Below are 17,601 nucleotides of genomic sequence, written 5' to 3'. Positions count from 1 at the left end.
TAATGAATGAGCGTTTAGTAAATCATACGGCCCTTCATCGGTTGATCAGCCCTGATACGGCCCTCGATCTTCAACAACAGGTCCATATCTTTTGGGAGGGTACCCAGTTTGCAGTGACTTCCTTCTCTCTCGTAAACCGGGAGATCTGTTCAAGCCTTCTTGATTTCGGAGTTGCAGAACTCACCACCGTCCCTTACGAGCCGGATCAGTTTTCTCCAGAGGGCAACCCGCGATTCGAAAGACTACGGACTCATGACATCCGCATGAAGGGGTTTTCCCTTCGTGACCCTTCGAAGCGACCCTATGTCTGGGTGCGCCACCAATGGCCTCCCCGGCCAAATCCGCCCGGCAAGGCCCTATGGATCATCATGCACCCCTGGGAATATTCCGCAGTGCCTCAATTCTATACCGACACCTTTGCCCTTGCTGAGGAGATCTGGACGCCGTCAACGTTCTCCCGCAGCGCCTTTGTCTCGTCAGGTCTCGATGCTGCCAAGGTTCATGTCATCCCCAACGGCGTAGACACAGATACCTTCTCTCCACTAGGAGGGCCTCTCAGACTTCCAACAAGCAAAGGCTTTATGTTCCTCTTTGTCGGTGGTACTATCTATCGCAAGGGGATTGACATTCTCCTTGAGAGTTACTCCCGCGCCTTCACCTCGAAAGACGATGTCTGCCTGATCATCAAAGATCTCGGTGTAAAGACCCTGTACAGGGGTCAGACGGCACAGGACCTCATCAGGAGATTTCAGGACCGAGAGGGCATGCCGGAGGTCCTCTACCTTGCCGATGAATTCAACAAAGAGCAGATGGCAAGGCTCTACCGGGCCTGCGACGTCTTTGTCTCTTCCTATCGCGGCGAAGGCTTCTCCCTGCCGACGCTTGAGGCTATGGCCAGCGGTCTTCCGGTCATCGTGAGCCTCGGCGGCGCTACCGATGATTTTGTGGATGAGGAGGTGGGATGGCGGATCGATGCAGACAGACGGAGCGTCAAGAAGGTTTGTGGCCACGAACTCAACCAAGAGGGGTTCCTCCTTGAACCGGATAAGGAGCACCTTGAGGAACTTCTCCAAAAAGCATATCATTCAAGGCAGGAGATCGTCAGGAAGGGGACGGAGGGAGCCCTGCGGGCACGTCAACACTGGACGTGGAACCACGCGGCGCTCAAGGTCATCCGGAGGATCGATTCACTCTGCGGAACCGCCATGGCCGTTCATGCTGAAAAGATTCTCGGAGACGGCCCTGGGGATTGGGCATCCGTGACAAAAGCGATAGAGGAGAAACGTGAAAGACATGGCTAGGCCTCTCGTGAGCGTTATCGTTGCCGTACTCAACGGCGAACGCTTTATCATTCCCGCACTTCAAAGCATCTTCACCCAGAACTACGCTCCCTATGAGGTCATTGTTGTTGACGGAAACTCAGTTGACCGTACCGCCCCGATCTCGCAATTTTTCAGATCGGTCAAGTACATCTGTCAGGGAGGCCGGGGCTTGGCGTGCGGTCGTAATACGGGACTAGAAGCTGCCAAGGGGGAACTGATCGCATTTCTGGACTCCGATGACCTTTGGCTATCGAACAAGCTCTCCACTCAGGTCGATTATCTCCTGCAAAACCCTGAGATTCACTATGTGAACGCATGGGTGAAGTTCTTTGTCGAGCCGGGAGCCCGCCTGAGGCCGGGGCATACGAAAACGTTTCTGGATCAGGTCCATGTAGGTCGGACGCCAGGCACCCTGCTCGCCCGAAGGTCTGTCTTCAATCTCATCGGCAGCTTCGATCCTGCCCTCAGCATAGCCTGTGACGTCGAATGGTTTAAACGTGCGAAGGATCGAGATGTCCCCATGTTCATAATCCCCGATGTATTGCTCTATAAACGGATTCATGACCGGAATCTTTCTTCCGACGTACGGACAAACAGAAGGGAAGTGCTTTCCCTGATCAGACGGACAATCGGGCGACAGCGAGATCAGAAAAGCGGAAATTCTCATGATCGGTAGAGACAGCCTCGTGAGTGTCATTATCCCTGTATATAACGGCGAGCGTTACCTGGCTGAGGCAATCGAAAGCGCACTGTCCCAAGACCACCGGCCGATGCAGGTGATCGTCGTGAATGACGGCTCCACGGACGATACAGAGGCCGTTGCGAGGAGTTATGGCAACGATATCACGTATCTTCAACAGGAGAACCGTGGTCCGGCTGCAGCCCGCAACAGGGGATTGCAGATCTCTCAAGGAGTGCTTATCGCCTTCCTCGACGTCGATGATCTCTGGAGCAGGAATAAGATTCCGCTCCAGCTTGCCCGTCTGGCAGAGGCCCCTTCGGTGGAGATCGTTTTGGGTCTCAGCCAGCCGATGAAATTGCAGTGGGGCGAAGGTGGCAGACCACGGTTTGAAAAATGGCATGATCCTTTCTGTGCCCTTCTCCTGAGTGCCGGACTCTTTCGAAAATCCGTCCTTGAGAAGGTTGGCGTCTTTGACGAAACCCTTCGCTATGGTGAAGATACTGACTGGTTTATGCGGGCCAGGGAAATGGGAATCTCGATAGATCTACAGCAGGAGGTAACCCTCTTTTATCGCCGGCACGGGTCCAACATGACCCTTGATTCAACGTTACGGAACAGCTATTTTATAAAGACATTGAAAAAGTCCCTTGATCGTCGCCGACAGCAAGGGGATAGACAGGTTGAGCCCTTTCCGAAACTGAACAACCTCGAAAAGATTATGACGCATCGAAAGAATTCATCAGGCTATGGAGAGACTCCGTGATAAAAGTCATTCGATACAGAGCGAGGAGGATCGATACCAACGATTCCTTTTGCGAGAGGCTGAGATGGAGTTACCCCCGTCCTTCGTCAGCGTCATAATTCCTGTCTATAACGGAGAGGCCTTTCTGGCCGAGGCCGTAGAGAGCATCCGGCAGCAGGAGCACGACCCATTAGAAATTATTATTGTAGATGACGGCTCGACGGACAATACCCAAAGGATCGCCGACGGACTCAAGGGAGACGTACGTTATGTTCATCAGCCGAACAGAGGACTTCCTGCGGCCCGAAACCGAGGATTGGATGAAGCCGAGGGAGATGTGATCGCATTCCTGGACGTCGATGACCTCTGGAGCGAGAAAAAGCTGGACCGACAGCTTTGGTACTTGAACGCCGCGCCCTCTGCAGACATTGTTATTGGATATACACAGATCATGATCTTCACGGATATTGTCGGAGGCAGACATATATTCAGGGAATGGGGAAACCCCGTACTTGCCATGAGTGTCGGCAGTGCACTCTTCAGGAGATCGGTGTTTGATAGTGTCGGTCGTTTTGATGAAACACAAAGGTATTGCGATGATTGGGACTGGTTCATGCGGGCCAGAGAACACGGCGTCTCGATGGTGGTACACAGGGACGTGACACAGTTTTATCGGCGACATGGAGGTAATATGACAAATCAGGAACAATTAGGGAATCACTATTTTATCAACATGCTCAAGAAGTCACTCGACCGCCGCAGGGAGAAAACCCGGAGTCCGGCTGAGTCCCTGCCCAGGCTCTCTTGCATTGGGGAAGAACCTTCGGGAATACTTTCCGATTTGGCAGAAGGGAAGGCAGAAGACTGATCAGATGGCCAAGCCTTTGACACCAAAGCAGATTTGCGAGCGCGCCCTTGCCGGGAGCCGATGGCTCGTCGCTCACCAGAATCGGGACGGGAGTTGGAAGCGCTTGAGAGATCCTAAGGTGGATGCTTTTTACAAGGCGGGCTGGGCATTGACAGAGACCGGCCTCTCCCCTTCAGCCCACCGATCGCTAACCTACGTTCGTCAGAATTTTTCTACCGCAAGAGGAGATTTCTTGCCCCGTGCGCATCCATGGCACATTACAGGACATTACCCGTATGTCAACGCTTATCTTGTCGCCGGCAGCATGCGCGCAGGCCGCTACGATATCGCTCTGCCTGCACTGTCTTTTTTACTTACCCAGCAGGCCGATGATCACGGGGGCTTCTATTCACGGCTCACGGACCATGGCGGGAAAGAGATGGCAGATACCGCATCTTCCAGTGCGGCCGGCATTGCCTGTTTGGCGGCAGGGATGATTGATCAAGCCAGGCGCGTTGCAGACTATCTTTCGTACCTCATAAAACTGCAACCCGCATCAGATGACCGCTTCTTCACCGCCGTGAAAGCTGACGGTCAATTGTATACAGAGCCGAAAGACGACCACGACGCCTTTCTGCGTGTCGTCGATACAAAGAAGGCAGACCAGTGCTGGTTTGCTGTGGGCCTCCCTCTGGCTTTCCTTGTGCTGCTGGAAAGTGCAACCCAAGAGACCGCGTACCGGGAGCTGGCTCAATGGTACTTTGACTTTCAGCAGCGCTGCATTGACCCCTGGGACGGCTACTCAAGCGGGAAGGCTGCTTGGGGATGTGCCATGCTTTACCGTATCACCGGTGAGGCGAGGTACCGGGACATTGCGATGCACGTGGCGAAGAACATTATGGCGCTGCAAAGGACCGATGGCAGCTGGCTTTCCGGCATGAGCAAACAATGGGAATTCACGAACGCCGACTTTGACTTGACATCCGAGTTCACCCTGTGGCTCTCATTGATTTCGACCAATGTGCTGGCGCGGGACTTGTGCAGAATCCCGCTTGCGCCCAATAAGGCAAGAATTCCGAAGCCTAAGCGGACACAGAGCATAGGTGAAACATTGCGGCGGACTGCCAGGGCGCATTATCGAATATTAAAAAATGAAGGTCTCGGGAAGTACGTCCAGTTCTCATATCATTACAGGAGGGGGCAACTCTCGAACTGGATCAAGGAAAAGTTCTCGTCAGAGGGCCGGTGATGGAAAACGAAGCAGGAAGAGTTCTGCGAAGGCTTGGTCGGACAGGGTTTGAAGTGAATGTGCTTGGGCTGGGAGGGCACACCCATCCTGTAGGCAATGGTCCTGAGTTCTTCCTTTCTCCCGACGACCGAGCACACCTTATTCATTACCTTGTTTCATCCGGCGTAAATTATTTTGACACGACCTATAAGGAAGAAGTGGAACTGCTGGCCGATTCTTTTCGGCGTGCGAATATCAAAGAGGATGTCGTGATTTCCCTTTACGGGGGTTTCATTTCGGCCCAGCAATGGCATCAGAAGCTCCGCTCGGAACTTGAGTCACGACTTGCCATTCTCGGCTATTCCCGTGCGCCTTTATTTCTCGCAAGTGTCGGAGACGGGGACGCTTCCTATGACGATATCGTTGCGGCTTGTGAAGCGATGAGAAAATTCAAGGAAGAGGACCTCGTCCAAAATATCGGCCTTAGCTGCCACGCGATAAACCTCTTCCCCACGATCGGCAAGGTCATCCGTGAAACTGACATGATTGACTATATCATGATACGTTTTAACTGGAAGGTTCAACAGGCTAACGAAGAACTCTTTCCGATTGCCGAGGAGCACGATGTCGGCATCGTGGCTATGAAACTCTTTTGCTGGGATTGTGCTCCATCGCAATGGGAAATGAAAATCAGTGTCTTCGAGTCCGCAGGCCGTAAAGACCACCCTGAGAACAATCTATCTCTGACCCCTGCCCAGCGACACCTCGTATGGTGCATTCAGAACTCTCCCTGCGATGTCGTCGTACCCGCCATGAATACCTTGAGAGAGGCTAAAGAGAATGTTCAAAGCCTCGGTTCGATAGGAGTGAAGGTCGCCACCGAGGAGTTTGAAGATTACGGCGCAAGGCTATGGAACAAAGCGGAACTCAAGAGATTGGCTCTGTACGCGGAAAGCAAAACCATACGCGAGAGAGCAAGGGCTCTATGGAGACCGAGGCAGGGACTGGGGCACCTTTTGATACGGACGATCAAGGCACATTACAGGATATTGCGGGATGAGGGCTTTAAGAAATATCTTTTGTACTCTTATCTTTACCGAAGGGAACAGATTTCCCTGCGGATCAAGAAAATCCGCCTCTGATGTCAGTACACCAGAATGCTTAGGTTTCACGAAATAACCGATCCCTTGGTGAGCGTCATTATTCCGGTCTTCAATGGCGAAAAATACCTCTGTGAGGCGATAGAGAGCGTGCTCTGCCAGACCTATGGGCCGATCGAGGTCATTGTGGTGGATGATGGCTCGACGGACGACAGCGCCGGGGTAGCAAAGAGCTTTGGTTCAGAGGTACGATACGTCTACCAGACCAACGGCGGTGTCGGTGCCGCCCTCAACAGGGGCATAATGTTGTGTGGCGGATCTTTTCTCTCCTTTCTCGATGCTGACGACCTCTGGAACGAAGATAAATTAATGCATCAGGTGGCGGTCTTTGAAGACAGTCCCGACGTGGACATGGTATTCGGACAGGTCAAACAGTTTTACAGTCCGGAACTCGATGAGGATGAGAGAAAAAGCGTCCGCATCCCTGCCGAGGTCATGCCGGGGGTCTTCAAGGGCAGCATGCTCATCAAACGGGAGTCTTTTTTTCATGTCGGACTCTTTGAAACAACATGGAGAGTGGGCGACTTTATTGACTGGTATCTGAAGGCGGCGGAGAAGGGCCTCAAGAGCATCGTTCTCGATGAAGTCGTTACGTTGAGGCGGATCCATACCGCCAACATGGGTATTCGCGAGCGTGGTTCTCAGACCGATGTTGTGCGCATTCTTAAGGCATCCCTTGACAGGCGCCGAAAGTCAACGACCGGAGAAGGCTCAACATCGTGAGGAGATTAAGAGATATTATGTACGGGGCTGCTGCCGGATTGATTAAAAGGTTCCGATTCTACGTTAGCTGGCAGGGATTATTTTATTTTTCTACCTATAAGAACAGGAAGATTGTCAAAATGACCGGCGTAGGAAATCGTGAAGGAGGGGTTCTTTTTTATCCTTCGGTCTATCATTTTCTCCATAACCTTCCCTCTCTTTTTCATAAGCGGAAGCATGATTATCTCGTTGCTCAGAATTTTCTTCACCATGAGTTTGTGCTCTTCCAAAAGGCGAAGCTATTCTTTACCCTTGAGCCCCTTCCGGCCATGACCGAAGAGACGAGAAGAAATATCCAGTCTGAAGTGTTGAAACCATCCCTCTATCTGTATAATGAACCCGATATCAACAGGCGCATGTTTTATCCGGCCCTTGCCAATGGCAGAGCTAAGACTCTCTCTCTTTTGGAGCGGAATCTTACGGAACGACGCTCCAGGCTTTGTTGCATCATCAACCGGTATTCCGAACGTCCTGAACTCAATCTGCTTCGGGAGAGAATTCGCTTTGTTGAGGCCATGGGAAAGGATATCGACATTTATGGGGCGGAACCGTGGGGAGGACAACGAAACAAATGGGTCACCTTTCCCAATTATTGCGGCACTGCCGAAGACAAGCAGAAGACCCTGAGAAGATATAATTTTATTCTGGCTTTTGAAAACTGCGATCTCCCCGGATACATCACGGAAAAGATGCTCGATGCCTTTCGATCGGGTGCTGTTCCCCTCTACTGGGGCGGAGGAGCGTTTGTAAAGGAAACCTTCCCTTCCGATTGTTATATAGACTGCAGGGATCAAGACCCCGCGCGAATCTTTCGGATGATTAAGGATATGTCACAGGAAGAAATCGTCTCCTTCAGAAAAGCGGCCATAAGATTTCTCGCATCTGACTCGGCTGATCGATTCACAGGGAGATATCTGAGACAACAGCTTATGAAGAGATTGCTGGGCGAGATAAAGAAGGAGTCATGATCGATTTCGAAGAAATCAGTGAAAGCGCAATAGCAGAAGAATTGGATCGCTGCCTGCGCGAGAAGGTAATGCCCTACTGGCATGACACGGCCGTAGACTTGGCAAACGGCGGGTATATCCTGTCGGACAGACTTTCCCCTTCACGGAACAGGCCAAACCGTCTCCATGCATGGATTTCAGCAGCCCTTTGCCGTAACGGTCGCAGGACGGGAGAAAAACAATTGGTCTCTCAATCCCGTCTCCTCCTCGTTTTTTCGATGGCTCACCGATTGGGCTACAGCAATGGGAATCGGGATTATCTGAAGGCTGCCGAGGCTGGCTACCGCTTCTTGCTTGGTGCCTTGCTTGATAAGCACTACGGGGGGTTCTTCTGGAAAACCGATCTCAGGGGGCGGGTGATCAATCCCTGCAAATCTCTCTATGGACAGGCCTTTGTCCTCTATGCCCTCCTTGAATACTATCGTGCAAGCGGCCTGTCCGCTCCCCTCGATCAAGCCTTCTTCCTCTTTGAGAAGGTACAAGAGAAGTTTCACGACGGGATACACCCGGGGTGGCGGGAGCATGGAGAAGAAGACTTCAGCCCTCTGAAATCCTCGGGGCAAGGAATGTTATGGTATCCGAAAGGCTTGCCAGGGGTTCTCGGCGTAAAGAGCGGCAATGCCCATCTGCACTGGATGGAGGCCCTCACAGAGTTTTACGAGGTGACTCGTGACGCCTCGGTGAAATCGGCGCTGACTGAGGCACTGCACATCAACAAGACCTTCTTCTTTCCCAAAGAGGCAAGCGCTTTTTGTGAGTACCGGCTGGACGATTGGGGCGAGGTGAAGGGGGAGGGCTTCGAAGAGATCTGCTATGGCCATAATGTTGAGTTCGCCTGGTTAATGATCCGTGCACAGGAGGTCCTCGAAAGCCCTCCCGACTGGGACCATTCTTTCAGTATTCTCACCCATGCCTTAACGTACGGGTTCGATTACAAGAGAGGGGGGTTTTACTTCAAAGGCTTTGGTGAACAGCCCGCGTCAAACACCGAGAAGGTCTGGTGGGTGCAGGCCGAATGCCTTGCAGGCCTGACCGATGCCCTTCGGTACAAACGAACGGCAGATTACCGCAGGGTCCTTGACCTGCTTCTCAACTGGATTTTCCGGTACCAGATACCCTCCGACGACGGCATATGGATAGCAAGCACCGATTGCGAGGGAAGACCATTGAATCCAACGAAAGCGGACGAATGGAAGGCCGCATATCATGAGGTTCGGGCAATGACAAAATTCATCCAGACCTTTTCATCTCCTGGTGGGGCGGACGGCGTGAAGGAGGGGGATTGCACATGAGGAGAGGGCAATCTAAACGATACAGTTTGCCTTCACCGGAACAGGAGTTGCTCCTGCGGGCTGCGCTTTTACGCGGCAAGGACGCCGTCGAGGCGTGGAAGGCATGGAAATCGTCCGTCGACGTAGAGCAGGTTGATTCCGCTTCCCACCGCATGCTGCCGCTCCTTTATCGGAATCTCCGGACCCATGGTTTGAAGGATCCGTCTATGGGGAAATACAAGGGCGTCTATCGCCAGACGTGGTACAAAAATCAGATGCTGTTCCATGCTATCGCCTCTCTCCTCTGTTCTTTTCGCGAAGCAGAGATAGAGACCCTGATCTTGAAAGGAGCCCCCCTTACCATAGGGTATTACAAAGATTACGGGCTCCGGCCGATGAACGATTTTGACGTCCTCATTCGAATGGATAAGGCCTTGCCTGCAATCGAGCTGTTACAGAGTCTGGGATGGGCCCCCATGGATTTCATGCCGACGGAGGAGTATATCTCGGTGAGTTTTTCCCATGGATTTAAGAATGCCGCCGGTCAGGAATTCGATCTTCATTGGCACGTGCTGTCGCAATCCCGGGGGATGAACGCCGACGATGATTTTTGGGATGGGGCGAGACCCGTCACCATCCATGACGTTGCTACCCTCGCCCTGAATCCGACCGACCAATTGTTGCACGTCTGCATTCACGGAGCACGGTGGAATTACACGCCGCCCTTCCGCTGGGTAGCAGATGCAATGACCATTCTCAACACCGCACAATCCGAAATTGATTGGAACCGCCTCATTGCGCAAGCCTTGAAGCGGCGCCTCATCTTGCCTCTGAGAGAAAGCCTCGCTTATCTGCGAAAGACGGTTTCGGCTGCCGTTCCTTCGGAAGTCCTCGAAAGCATTCGGGACCTTCCGGTACCGTGGATTGAGTATATCGAGTATAACGTCACGATGAACCCGCCCACCCGCTGGAGAGCAATGCTCGATCTTTGGTGTCAGCATTCCCGGGTCGCAGGAGAGAGAGGGCGGCTGTATAAACTTATCATGTTTCCGGGATTCCTCAAGAGTGTCTGGCGCCGTAGTTTTTGGAAGCTACCCTTTTACGCGCTGTCCAGGGTAATGACCTGGCAGAAGAACGGATTAACGAAATCGCCATAGTCCTTTGGTTCAGAGAAGTCCTTCCTCCACTATCACCCAATAGATAACATTTTGGGACGACGCAGGAGGTATTCAGACTTTACCACAGTCCTTCCCGCCTGCTTCTTAGTCCCGGGACTTACCTGACCGGAAGGTCCAGCTCTGATCCTCCAAGCACGGAAAAGGCGCTCACATGTCCCGTGTCCTTTTCTTTCCAGAAGAAAATATGGACATGCCAGGACTCACCGGGATGGCTTATCTCAGCCCGGAGGCTCGCAGGGTAAAAGCCGATCATGAGAGCCTCGGCCTCTTCGCGGTATCCCACAACTTTCTTCCAAGAAAGCCGTGGGAGCTTGGTGTCGAGTTCGGTATCAATACCGCTCACAACACTCCAGACGACATCACTGAAGATACCTTTTATGAGAAAGGGGAACGGTGCTTTTGTGTCCAGACCCAACTTCCTTGCCTGCTCAAGCACGAAGGTGTAAAGCTGGTGTTCTGACATGGCAAAAGGGATGGTTATCTTTTGCCATCGTTCGACCTGTGCTGTCACAAGGAGCGTGGCCTTCTCGCCTTTCGGGATCTGGCTGAGGGTCTTGTTCAAGCCGTCTCTTCCGTAATTAAGCAGGACTTCACCGTCAAGGGCCGTAATCTCGCCCTCAAAATTCCCGACGATTCCGATTCCATAGGTATGAGGTCCGAAGAGCTCCTCACCGAGTTCAACCGCTCCCTCAGGCATCTTCTTCTTTGTAATCTCCCTAAAATTGCCGTAGTAGTTGAACTCGAAGGGCATAGCAGCCTCGATCACATGAGCTGCCGGCCCGATGAAAAGGACGAGGGCTATTAAGAACATAAGACCTTTCATGGAAGTTCCTCAGAAGCCTCTTCTCAACTCATCTCACCACCAACCGAAAGGAGAAAGGCGACCAAATCGGTCGCCCTTCTCCTTTCTCCAACGAATTACTTCTTGTGACACTTGCCGCAGTTAGCAGGGTCACTGGTCTTGAACGCTTTTGTGCCGTTGTGGCACTCACCGCAGAACTTCCCGGCATTCATGTCTGCCATTGTCATCTGTTCAGCACCCTTTTTCATCTTGAATATCTTGGTGTGACAGTCGTTGCACTTCAAGCCTTTGTCTGCGTGGACCTTACCGTCAAAAATCACCTTGCCGGCGCCCTTTGCTTCGTACTCCAACGTCTTCCCAGGCGGGACAGCCATTGCTCCACCGACAAATGAGACAACGACGAGCAGCGCGATTAATGCTGTTAAGAACCTCATGGAATCACCTCCTTTCTGTAAAGAATATTGTTCTGATACCCTCAGGATCTCACGTTGCAGAGGTACCGATGCCCATGAAAAAAGGAATCGGAGTATAGCAACGAATCAAGACGTGCCGTGGGCATCGTCTTTCAGAGACCCGAGAATACCAGAGACTTCCGGCTTCGCCGAAATAGCCCCCTCATTGCTTCAAAGAGCTGCTTTGACGAGAACAAAATGATCCCGTCTGTTCTTTGCCCAACAGTCTTCCGTCTGAAGTGAGCAGAGGGGCTTTTCCTTGCCGTAACTGATGGTATTGATATGCGAAGAGGGAACACCTAACGATACCAGATAATCCTTGGCCGCTTTTGCCCGGCGGTCTCCAAGGCCCAGGTTGTACTCAGTCGTTCCCCGTTCATCGCAATGACCTTCTATGAGCACCTTCTCCGACCCCTTCTTCACAAGGTAGTCCGCGACTCTTTTCAGGACCGACTTCGCATCTGCCCGTATGGCGTACTTATCGTAATCGAAATGGACGTCATCAAACAAGTCCGAGACCTCTCTGGCCTCAGGGGTCTTTTCCTTTGATTCGATTTTCAGATCGCGCTGGTCCGTAATCTTTTCAGGACCCTTTTTGCCTCCTGTCTCTCCTTCCCTCGTCTTCTCCGTCGCCATTGACGGCGTTTCCGGCGAGCTTGCCACCTTTCTCTGGGCGCACCCTGAAATCAAGATACCGGCTATGATAAAGACTAACAATGCCTGTTTCATCTATTCTCCTTTCATTGCCTTGGCCCTGATGCCGCGCATGTGTTACTTTCCATGAATACAACTTCACGATGAATAAGCAAAGGCGCCACAATTCAGGAAACGGCTCCCGAGGCTGGGGGAGAGAGTCCCGAACAGAGGGGAAAGAATGCATGAAGAGGCCCCTGTTCGTAAGTAGCCATTGCATCCGTGCAAAAGGGATCTTCGAAGATACCCTCTGAACCTTGACGAAGAGAGAGACATTCGAGAGATGTCATCCTTTTGCTGGAATCTTCGGGTAAGGTGGCTCTGGACTTTCTGAGAAGTACCTTAACCCCTGAACTCCCGTGATCGCCATGCTCTCTTGAGCTCAGCTCAGTGCATATCAGTTCCCAAAGGAAGATATTGAGATGCCTCGTTAATGACGAGGGCCCCTCTGGGGTGCGGAGGGCTTCAACGCCGTTCTTAGCGCTATGCGTGTAAGAAAGGGGAGATATGGCATAGAGGAAGAATAAAGTAAAAAAGAGCATTCGCTGGATTTGGTTCTTCTTAATCACGCTCTACTCTAGCACAGGGTATTATCACATAGCAACCTTTCAGCGCCAGTTATCAGCCCTTTTGGTGTGACACTACGGGATTCGAAGGAGAACCTCCCTCCGGAAAGCTTTACTGCGCCGGCAATGGACAATTTCCGTCACGGCTGGGTATGGCCCCTTGATCGGCTCGCGAATCGCCATGGTATCGCCTGATAGAGTAAAATAGAGGAGCAAAAGAACCATGTTTATCGAGATCGAGGGACAGATAGAGAGAATCACCTATCACAATGAAGAGAACAGCTTTACGATCGCGAAGATGAAGGTTGGGGGACGGCACGACCTTGTCACGGTAGTGGGCAGTATTCCCGCAGTGTCGCCTGGGGAGGTCTTAAGACTGAAAGGCGCTTGGCAGATCCACCCGAAATTCGGTGAACAGTTCAGGATAACCTCTTACGAACCCGTTGTCCCCGCCACAGAGGCCGGCATAGAGAACTATCTCGGTTCCGGATTGATCAAGGGCATCGGTCCTGTCATGGCAAGAAGGCTCGTCGCGAAATTCGGCATTGAGACCTTGGCTGTCATCGAAAAAGACACCGGCAGGCTGGGCGAAGTCGAAGGAATCGGGGACAAGAGGATAGCGATGATCAGGAAGGCCTGGGATGACCAGAGAGAGATTCGCGAGGTCATGGTCTTCCTTCAAGGGCATGGTGTAAGCCCCGGCTACGGAGCCAAGATCTACCGTCAGTACGGCAGGGACTCTGTCAGGGTGGTTCGGGAAAACCCTTACAGACTCGCTGCGGATATTTTTGGGATCGGGTTCATATCGGCAGACAGGATTGCTGAAAAACTGGGCATACTCAGGGAATCTCAGATCAGGGCAGAGGCGGGGATTCTCTATGTCCTCCACCAATTGTCCGATGACGGACATGTTTATTATCCCTATGGGCCTCTGGTGGAGGAAGCTCAGAAGGTCCTCGGGATTGATCGCGATATCATCGTCAAGGCCTTCGGCACGATTGCAGCCGGCAGGAAGGTCATCATCGAGGACCTCACTGCTCAGGAGTTCAAGGAGAACAACAAGGCGGTCTATCTAGCCAAGTATTATCTCTCAGAAGTCGGGATCGCCCGCGGATTGAAGACCTTGATGAAGTTCCCGAAACCCTTACGCTCCTTTGACCGGGATAAAGCCATCGAGTGGGTCCAGGGAGAATTGAGAATCAGGCTCGCCGAAAACCAGATCGAGGCCGTGAGGGAAGCACTTAAAGAAAAGGTGATGGTGGTGACCGGAGGACCTGGCACGGGCAAGACAACCATCATCAACTCCATCATCAGGATATACAGGAAGCTGGGCCAACGGGTTTTGCTTGCCGCTCCCACAGGGAGAGCCGCCAAGAGGATGCAGGAGGCCACAGGGCAGGAAGCCAAGACAATACATCGACTTCTTGAGTTCAGCCCGAAAGAGGGCAAATTCAAGCGTGATGGAGATAGCCCCCTGGCGGCCGACCTCATCGTGATCGACGAAGCCTCAATGGTCGATACCGTCCTTATGGATCAATTCCTTAAGGCAGTTCCCAAAGAGGCGACCCTGGTCTTCGTTGGCGACGTCGACCAATTGCCTTCAGTAGGGGCCGGGAACGTCCTGAGGGACATCATAGATTCGGGACGGGTGCCGACAGTAAGGCTCAACGAGATCTTCAGACAGGCGAAGGAGAGCATGATCATCGTGAACGCCCACAGGGTATATGAGGGTAACATGCCTGCCTTCACCCATCGGGAGACCCAGCCACAGGACTTCTTTTTCTTCGAGATTGAAGAGCCTGAGAAGGCGCTCGAAAAGATTATTGAACTCTGCAGGGACAAGATACCCAAGAGATTCCACTACGATCCGGTCGATGATATCCAGGTCCTGACTCCAATGCACCGTGGCGTTGTCGGAGCGTCGAATCTGAATGCAGAGCTGCAGAAGACCTTAAATCCCTCGAAGGATGAACTTGTGAGGGCCGGCAGGGTTTTCAAGGTCGGCGACAAGGTCATGCAGATCCGAAACAACTATGACAAAGACGTTTTTAACGGGGACATCGGAAGGATAGTGAAGATTGACCGGGAAGAGCAGGAGGTCATGGTGAATTATGAAGGAAGGGCCGTCGCCTATGAGTATCCCGACCTCGATGAGATCGTCCTTGCCTATGCGGTTTCGGTTCATAAATCACAGGGGAGTGAATACCCTGCTGTGGTGATGCCGGTCCTTACGCAGCACTACATGCTTCTCCAGCGGAACCTCCTGTACACGGGGATAACAAGGGGGAGGAACCTCGTGGTTCTCGTCGGGACAAAAAAGGCGCTGGTAATAGCGATCAGGAACAACAAGCCTCAACAAAGGTACACCTTGCTGAGGGAGAGATTAATGCGTGATCAAATCGCTGTGCAAGGCGCTGAGTCTATCCAGTGACATTACGAGACTATGCTGCAGAGACCGAAACCCTCACCGCTGGAAAAGTGATTCCTTGGCTATACACGAAAAGCGGAAACCCTTCCCTTCGAAAAAGAGATCTGGTCAGAATGATCTTTGAGTGGTATACTCGAAGATGTGAAGGAGAAGCCTTTTCTGAGAAGGACCTGCGCAAGGGGTTCTGTGATTCTTTCTATACTGTGCCTTTCGGCCCTGCTCTTGATTCAGGATGTACGAGGCGACTCGTCATCGGTATACCTGTTTACCAATCAGGAGCTTGACGACCTCCTCTCACCCATCGCTCTGTACCCTGACCCTCTGTTGGCCCAGATGCTTCCGGCAGCGACGTATCCTGAGGAACTCGCAGCTGCAGCGGCATGGCTGAGAAGCGGCGGAGACCCTTCAAGGATTGACGAACAATTTTGGGAAGAAAATGTGAGGGCGATCGCCCACTATCCCGATGTTCTTTTCATGATGACCGATGACATGGACTGGACTGCCAGCATTGGGGACGCGTTTCTGAACCAGCCGCAAGATGTGACAAATTCAATCCAGCGTCTGAGGTGGCGGGCGCAAAACCTCGGGAATCTGGTGAGTACCGATCAACAAAGTGTCACTACCGAGGGCGACTATATAGAGATTCTTCCTGCCCAACCTCAATACATTTATGTCCCTCAGTACAACCCTTCAATCATATACGTTCAAAGATGGACTCCAGGTATTTCCCCTTTCATTGTCTTTGGCTTTCGGTTGGCAATCGGAGGCTGGCTGGACCTGGACTTTGACTGGGGCCACCACCACGTTTATTATCATGGATGGAACCGCCCCGGGTGGGTCAATCGCGCAAGGCCCTATGTGCACATAACGAATGTTTATGTCCAAAGGAGCAGACCTTACATCAATCAGACATGGAGGCATGATCCTTCACATGGAGATCCGGGCAGGTTCTTGGCGTCACGACCCGAGGGATCTCCCGGCAGGCGTCCGCACACCCCTGAAGTCAGGGGAAGGGGTACAACGCCGACGGGCCCTATGGGAGGCGTCTTCGCCCCCAGGACCAATACGCAGCAATCGAGCAATCGCGGCAAGGAAAGCCGTAGCACTATTAGCCCACAGCCCGCTCGTCAGGTCCCTGCTGTCGCCCCACGGCCTGCGCCTCAAGCTCCTGCTGTGACCCCACGGCCTGCACCTCAAGCTCCTGCCGTCACCCCGCGGCCTGCACCTCAAGCTCCTGCTTCCTTTGGTGGTTATAGGGGACCCGCTGAAGTCAAGACGCAAAGTGCGCGCGGCCAGGCCAGTCGCCAGAGCAACGTGGGAGGTCACACTGCACCAGCTCCGGTAAGCAGGGGCGGCAGCCCTGCGCAACGTGGTGCACCCGGCGGCGGTGGAAAACAACATTGACTGGAGCGGATTGGCTTAAAAAGCTTCACACAAACAGGGAACATGATTGGATAATGAAAGGAAAGAGACTATGAAGACAATTCCCGATGGCTCCGCATTAAGATCAGAACGGAGGATTGCTTTCTTCTCTATGTTGTTGGCTTTTGCAATCTTGGTCATTATGGGGACCGTGCCGGAGGTCGGCGCAGCTTCCCAACGGTACTTTGCCTCACCAGAAGACGCTCTGAAGGCAATGGTTGAAGCTGTAAAGTCAAAGGACGCGGCCGAACTGGACCAGATTTTCGGGCCCGCCAGAAAAGAGCTTCTCACTGATGATGAGGTGCAGCACGCCGCCGGACTTGAGGCATTTGCGAAGCATTTGGCAGAGAAGACCGATCTCGTCAAGGAGAATGATTCAACGGTGATCCTTTATATAGGCGATGAAAACTGGCCCTTTCCGATCCCGATTGCCAGAAAGGGTGATCAGTGGTTTTTCGATACGAAAGCGGGCAAGGAAGAGATTCTCAATCGCCGTATTGGTGAAAACGAGCTCACCGCCATACTGGTCTGCCGTACATACGTGAAGGCGCAACGGGAGTATGCACTGAAAGATTGGGAGGATACCGGAATGCTGGCTTATGCGCAAAAATTGCGAAGCGACCCCGGCAGGAAGAACGGTCTTTTCTGGAGGACGAAGCCGGGAGAAGAGGTGAGTCCCTTCGGCGAGCTCGTTGCTCAGGCCTGGAAAGAGGGGTATAAGAAAAAGAAGGCAGCCTTCAGGGAAGAGTCGACACCATTTCACGGCTACTATTTTAGAATCCTGACAAAACAGGGAAAGCATGCTGCAGGGGGAAAATACGATTACGTTATTAACGGCAATATGGTTGCGGGCTTTGCCTTTGTCGCATTCCCCGCAAACTGGGGGAAATCAGGTATCATGACCTTTATTGTCAATCAGCAGGGAAAGGTCTATCAGAAGAACCTCGGACCGGAGACAACCAAGATCGCTCGCGAGATGAAATCATATAATCCCGATGCGACCTGGAGCCCTGTCAAGGAATGATCTGTCCTGCACAAT

16 protein-coding genes are annotated in these 17,601 nt (G+C 52.5%); 13 read left to right on the top strand and 3 right to left on the bottom strand.

Annotation, left to right across the window (positions count from 1 at the left end; translation table 11 throughout):
• The first annotated feature begins 2 nt into the window (after positions 1-2).
• The 10 genes from VFG09_07690 (at position 3) to VFG09_07645 (ending at position 10,178) form a co-directional block, all read left to right on the top strand.
• Entirely contained in the window at positions 3-1,301 is a 1,299-nt protein-coding gene (locus tag VFG09_07690) for a glycosyltransferase (protein ID HET6515025.1), read from the top strand.
• Positions 1,294-1,998 (top strand): glycosyltransferase, encoded by a 705-nt coding sequence (locus tag VFG09_07685; GenBank protein ID HET6515024.1) that lies wholly within the window; start codon positions 1,294-1,296, stop codon positions 1,996-1,998. The genes VFG09_07690 and VFG09_07685 overlap by 8 nt, the downstream gene beginning before the upstream one ends.
• Positions 1,988-2,767 carry a glycosyltransferase family A protein gene (locus VFG09_07680; GenBank protein ID HET6515023.1) on the top strand — a complete coding sequence of 260 codons (780 nt, stop codon included), beginning with the start codon at positions 1,988-1,990 and terminating at the stop codon, positions 2,765-2,767. Before VFG09_07685 ends, VFG09_07680 begins: the two co-directional genes overlap by 11 nt.
• Positions 2,768-2,831: 64 nt before the next feature.
• Complete coding sequence (locus VFG09_07675) at positions 2,832-3,614, top strand: glycosyltransferase (GenBank protein ID HET6515022.1); 783 nt, start codon at positions 2,832-2,834, stop codon at positions 3,612-3,614.
• 4 nt (positions 3,615-3,618) lie between these two features.
• Positions 3,619-4,842 (top strand): hypothetical protein, encoded by a 1,224-nt coding sequence (locus VFG09_07670; GenBank protein HET6515021.1) that lies wholly within the window; start codon positions 3,619-3,621, stop codon positions 4,840-4,842.
• Complete coding sequence (locus tag VFG09_07665) at positions 4,842-5,963, top strand: aldo/keto reductase (GenBank protein HET6515020.1); 1,122 nt, start codon at positions 4,842-4,844, stop codon at positions 5,961-5,963. The genes VFG09_07670 and VFG09_07665 overlap by 1 nt, the downstream gene beginning before the upstream one ends.
• 15 nt (positions 5,964-5,978) lie before the next feature.
• Entirely contained in the window at positions 5,979-6,704 is a 726-nt protein-coding gene (locus VFG09_07660) for a glycosyltransferase family A protein (protein HET6515019.1), read from the top strand.
• Positions 6,701-7,711: a glycosyltransferase family 10 gene (locus tag VFG09_07655; GenBank protein ID HET6515018.1), complete on the top strand. Its 1,011-nt coding sequence runs from the start codon at positions 6,701-6,703 to the stop codon at positions 7,709-7,711. The genes VFG09_07660 and VFG09_07655 overlap by 4 nt, the downstream gene beginning before the upstream one ends.
• Entirely contained in the window at positions 7,708-9,042 is a 1,335-nt protein-coding gene (locus VFG09_07650) for an AGE family epimerase/isomerase (protein ID HET6515017.1), read from the top strand. The genes VFG09_07655 and VFG09_07650 overlap by 4 nt, the downstream gene beginning before the upstream one ends.
• On the top strand, positions 9,039-10,178 hold the full coding sequence (locus tag VFG09_07645) for a nucleotidyltransferase family protein (GenBank protein ID HET6515016.1): 1,140 nt from the start codon (positions 9,039-9,041) through the stop codon (positions 10,176-10,178). Before VFG09_07650 ends, VFG09_07645 begins: the two co-directional genes overlap by 4 nt.
• Before the next feature lie 118 nt (positions 10,179-10,296).
• On the opposite strand, the gene VFG09_07640 is transcribed toward VFG09_07645, so the two are convergent.
• The 3 genes from VFG09_07640 to pal form a co-directional block, all read right to left on the bottom strand.
• Positions 10,297-11,022 (bottom strand): acetolactate decarboxylase, encoded by a 726-nt coding sequence (locus VFG09_07640; GenBank protein ID HET6515015.1) that lies wholly within the window; start codon positions 11,020-11,022, stop codon positions 10,297-10,299.
• Positions 11,023-11,117: 95 nt separating this feature from the next.
• Positions 11,118-11,435 (bottom strand): cytochrome c3 family protein, encoded by a 318-nt coding sequence (locus VFG09_07635; protein ID HET6515014.1) that lies wholly within the window; start codon positions 11,433-11,435, stop codon positions 11,118-11,120.
• A gap of 189 nt (positions 11,436-11,624) precedes the next feature.
• On the bottom strand, positions 11,625-12,182 hold the full coding sequence (gene pal / locus VFG09_07630) for a peptidoglycan-associated lipoprotein Pal (protein HET6515013.1): 558 nt from the start codon (positions 12,180-12,182) through the stop codon (positions 11,625-11,627).
• A 753-nt stretch (positions 12,183-12,935) separates the two neighbouring features.
• Between pal and VFG09_07625 the strand changes: the two genes are divergently transcribed.
• The 3 genes from VFG09_07625 to VFG09_07615 all read left to right on the top strand — a co-directional run bounded on the left by VFG09_07625 (position 12,936) and on the right by VFG09_07615 (position 17,586).
• On the top strand, positions 12,936-15,143 hold the full coding sequence (locus VFG09_07625; protein HET6515012.1) for an ATP-dependent RecD-like DNA helicase: 2,208 nt from the start codon (positions 12,936-12,938) through the stop codon (positions 15,141-15,143).
• A gap of 117 nt (positions 15,144-15,260) precedes the next feature.
• Positions 15,261-16,544 (top strand): DUF3300 domain-containing protein, encoded by a 1,284-nt coding sequence (locus VFG09_07620; protein HET6515011.1) that lies wholly within the window; start codon positions 15,261-15,263, stop codon positions 16,542-16,544.
• Between the two features lie 70 nt (positions 16,545-16,614).
• Complete coding sequence (locus VFG09_07615) at positions 16,615-17,586, top strand: DUF2950 domain-containing protein (GenBank protein HET6515010.1); 972 nt, start codon at positions 16,615-16,617, stop codon at positions 17,584-17,586.
• Positions 17,587-17,601 lie beyond the last annotated feature (15 nt).

The sequence above is a fragment of the Thermodesulfovibrionales bacterium genome (assembly GCA_035686305.1).
In the GTDB taxonomy this organism is placed as follows: Bacteria; Nitrospirota; Thermodesulfovibrionia; order Thermodesulfovibrionales; family UBA9159; genus DASRZP01.
This window is presented reverse-complemented; position numbering and strand designations above follow the sequence as displayed.

Excerpts from the sequence above, each read along its gene's own strand:
- VFG09_07675 (HET6515022.1), top strand. The coding sequence starts at position 2,832 with ATGGAGTTACCCCCGTCCTTCGTCAGCGTCATAATTCCTGTCTATAAC.
- VFG09_07650 (HET6515017.1), top strand. The coding sequence starts at position 7,708 with ATGATCGATTTCGAAGAAATCAGTGAAAGCGCAATAGCAGAAGAATTG.
- VFG09_07685 (HET6515024.1), top strand. The coding sequence starts at position 1,294 with ATGGCTAGGCCTCTCGTGAGCGTTATCGTTGCCGTACTCAACGGCGAA.
- VFG09_07640 (HET6515015.1), bottom strand. The coding sequence starts at position 11,022 with ATGAAAGGTCTTATGTTCTTAATAGCCCTCGTCCTTTTCATCGGGCCG.
- VFG09_07625 (HET6515012.1), top strand. The coding sequence starts at position 12,936 with ATGTTTATCGAGATCGAGGGACAGATAGAGAGAATCACCTATCACAAT.
- VFG09_07660 (HET6515019.1), top strand. The coding sequence starts at position 5,979 with ATGCTTAGGTTTCACGAAATAACCGATCCCTTGGTGAGCGTCATTATT.
- VFG09_07635 (HET6515014.1), bottom strand. The coding sequence starts at position 11,435 with ATGAGGTTCTTAACAGCATTAATCGCGCTGCTCGTCGTTGTCTCATTT.
- pal (HET6515013.1), bottom strand. The coding sequence starts at position 12,182 with ATGAAACAGGCATTGTTAGTCTTTATCATAGCCGGTATCTTGATTTCA.
- VFG09_07665 (HET6515020.1), top strand. The coding sequence starts at position 4,842 with ATGGAAAACGAAGCAGGAAGAGTTCTGCGAAGGCTTGGTCGGACAGGG.
- VFG09_07670 (HET6515021.1), top strand. The coding sequence starts at position 3,619 with ATGGCCAAGCCTTTGACACCAAAGCAGATTTGCGAGCGCGCCCTTGCC.
- VFG09_07690 (HET6515025.1), top strand. The coding sequence starts at position 3 with ATGAATGAGCGTTTAGTAAATCATACGGCCCTTCATCGGTTGATCAGC.
- VFG09_07680 (HET6515023.1), top strand. The coding sequence starts at position 1,988 with ATGATCGGTAGAGACAGCCTCGTGAGTGTCATTATCCCTGTATATAAC.
- VFG09_07615 (HET6515010.1), top strand. The coding sequence starts at position 16,615 with ATGAAGACAATTCCCGATGGCTCCGCATTAAGATCAGAACGGAGGATT.
- VFG09_07645 (HET6515016.1), top strand. The coding sequence starts at position 9,039 with ATGAGGAGAGGGCAATCTAAACGATACAGTTTGCCTTCACCGGAACAG.